Annotated in this window: 1 protein-coding gene and 1 tRNA gene; one reads left to right on the forward strand and one right to left on the reverse strand. The window is 75.4% G+C overall.

Annotation, left to right across the window (positions count from 1 at the left end; translation table 11 throughout):
• Positions 1–140: 140 nt before the first annotated feature.
• On the forward strand, positions 141–2,339 hold the full coding sequence (locus FNQ90_RS18305; protein ID WP_182607372.1) for a HelD family protein: 2,199 nt from the start codon (positions 141–143) through the stop codon (positions 2,337–2,339).
• A 200-nt stretch (positions 2,340–2,539) separates the two neighbouring features.
• Here the strand turns inward: FNQ90_RS18305 and FNQ90_RS18310 are convergent.
• Positions 2,540–2,613, reverse strand: a tRNA-Ala gene (locus FNQ90_RS18310).
• Positions 2,614–2,899 lie beyond the last annotated feature (286 nt).

Genomic DNA, 2,899 nt, shown 5'->3' on the forward strand with positions numbered 1-2,899 from the left:
CCTCCCACGCCCCACCCCTCTTCCGCTCCTCCGCCTCACCTCGCGCGGCGCCCGTTCCCGAAGCCCGCAGCCCGCAGCCCGCAGCCCGGCCCGACATTGCCGTACGGTGTACGGTACGGGTCACGGTGGAAGGGCGTGGGATGAGGCGGAGCATCGGAGCGGGGAAGCCGGGGAGCACGCGGCCGAGGGGCGACGGTGGAGACGGTGTCTCCCCGGCCGATCCGCCCGCGGCTCCCCCCGCCCGGCGCCGGGCGGCCCGCGACGGCCGGGATCGGCAGGTCCTCGCGGAGCGCGCGGCGGTCGAGGCGATGTACCGACGACTGGACCACGACCTGACGGAAACGCTCCGACAGCGGGAGCGGGCCCTGGCCGTCCGGCCCGAGAGCCCCGGCGAGATGTACGCCCGCGACCTGGAGGTCGACCGCCTCACCCGGGTCATCGGCGAACTGCGCGCGGCCGAACGCGCGCTGTGCTTCGGCCGCGTCGACACCACCACCGGCACCTCGCTGCACATCGGCCGCGTCGCGTTGCGCGACGAGGGGGGCGACCTGCTGCTCATCGACTGGCGCGCGGACGCCGCGCGGCCGTTCTACGCCGCCACCGCCGCGTCCCCGCTGGGGTTGCGGCGACGCCGGCACCTGCGGCTGGAGGGTCGTACCGTCGTGGGCGTCAGCGACGAACTGCTCGACGGCTCCGCTCCCACCGAGGAGGACGTGGTCGGGGACGGCCCCCTCGTCGAGGCCCTGGGCCGGGCCCGCACGGGTCGGATGCGCGAGGCCGTCTCGACGCTCCGGGCCGAGCAGGACGCCATCGTCCGCTCCCCCTCTCGCGGCGTGACCGTGGTGCAGGGCGGACCGGGGACCGGCAAGACGATCGTCGCCCTGCACCGGGCCGCCTACGTCCTCCACTCCTTCCCGCGGGTCGCCGACCGCGGCGTGCTCGTCCACGGGCCGAACCACCGCTTCCTGGACTACATCGGCGACGTCCTGCCCTCGCTCGGCGAGAACGACGTGCGCCTCGCCACCGCCGCCGACCTCGTCGGGGTGAAGCCGGGCGCCACCGAGCCGGCCGTCGTCGCCGAGGTGAAGGGCCGCGCCGATCTCGCCGAGGCGCTCGCCCGATGGGTCGAGGCCCGCCGACCGCACGGCGTTCCGCTGACCGTGACCATCGGCCGGGACACGATGACCATGGGTGTCTCCGCGGTCGACCGGGCACGACGGACCGCCCTGCGGGACGCGCCCGGCCACAACCCGGCGCGGGAGCGCTTCACCGAGGAGGTCGTCGAGGAGCTGGTCGACCTGATGGAGGAGCGCGCGGCCGAGACCCTGGACACCATCGACGCCGAGGTCGCCGAAGTGCTGGGCGTCGACCCCGACCGGGTCACCGCGGCGGACCTGCGCCGGCTCGGCGTCGAGACCGCCGACCCCGGCTCCGGGCAGCCGGGGTTCGACCGGGAGACGGTGCGGGCGTCGCTGACCGGGGATCCCGGCATCGACTCCCTGGTCCAGGGGGTCTGGCCACGGCTGGAGGCCGGCGCCGTGCTCCGGGAGTTCCTCGCCGACCGGGCGGCGCTCGCCTCCCTGCTGCCCGGGTGGACGCCGGAGGAGAGGGAGCTGCTCGCCGGGGCTCCGACACCCGGCCCCACCACCGCCGACCTCGCGCTCCTCGATGAGGCCCGCCACCTCCTCGACGGCCCCCCGGAACAGGTCTTCGGGCACATCGTGGTCGACGAGGCGCAGGAACTCACGGGAATGGAGTGGCGGATGCTGATGCGCCGTTGCCCGTCCCGATCGATGACGATCGTCGGGGACTTCGCGCAGGCGGGATCGAACACCGGCATCCACGGGTGGGAGGCGGCGCTCTCCCCCTTCGTCGGCGACCGGTTCGAGACACACACCCTCACCGTGAACTATCGCACCACCGCCGAGATCCTCCGGGCCTCCGCGCCGCTCCTCGCCGAGGTGGCCCCGGGACAGCGGCCCTCCCGGTCGATCCGGCACGGCGCGGTTCCGCGCACGCTCGGGACCACGGAGGTGGAGACGGCCGGATCGGTGGACCGGCTCATCGAGGAGGAACGACGGCTCCACCCGGAGGGCCTCATCGGCGTCATCTGCCCGCCGAGGCGGGTCGGCGACCTGGAGGCCGGCCCGACGGGCCGGAACGTCGTGGTGGTACCGGCCGACGAGGCACGGGGGCTGGAGTTCGACACCGTCCTGCTCGTCGACCCCGCCGGCATCCGTGCCGCCCGTCCCGCCGGGGCCCGCGACCTGTACGTGGCGACGACCCGTGCCACCACACGCCTCACGGTGGTCGAGGTCCGGCCCGACACCGCCGGGTGAACCGGCGGCGCGCCGTGCGCCGTGCGCCGTGCGCCGGGACAGCGGTGTGGGAGCGCTGTCCCCGGGGTGCGGCGCCGGGGCGTCGGAACTGCCCCACCGGGACGACCCCGGGGCCGGAAACACCGAATCCCGTCCGATCGAGGTGATCGGACGGGATTCCGGACGCCGTTCGCCCCTGGTATCGGGAACGGCTTTTCACGTGGACCTGAGGGGATTTGAACCCCTGACCCCCTCGTTGCGAACGAGATGCGCTACCAGGCTGCGCTACAGGCCCCTGCGAACGAGGAAGACTTTAGCACCCGGGAGGCGCCCATCCGAAATCGGTGGCGCGGGAACGGGCCGGCGCGCGCGGGCCTCCCGGGCCGCCGCCGGCCCGGTGGTCCCCGGTGGATCACTCGCCGGCGGCGCGGGGGCGATCCGGGTCGGCGAACTGGTCGAACAGCGGGGTGCGCTGCGGCCCGCGCGCGGCGGGGGGCCTGCGCCGGGGCGCGCGGCTCTCGCCGTGCTCACGCCTCTCGCGCTCCCCCGGGCGCTCGCGCTCCCCCGGGCGGGCCTCGAGG

The sequence above is a fragment of the Streptomyces alkaliphilus genome, assembly GCF_014141535.1.
In the GTDB taxonomy this organism is placed as follows: domain Bacteria; phylum Actinomycetota; class Actinomycetes; order Streptomycetales; family Streptomycetaceae; genus Streptomyces; species Streptomyces alkaliphilus.

Coding starts and splice junctions, on each gene's coding strand:
- FNQ90_RS18305 (WP_182607372.1), top strand. CDS start 141: ATGAGGCGGAGCATCGGAGCGGGGAAGCCGGGGAGCACGCGGCCGAGG.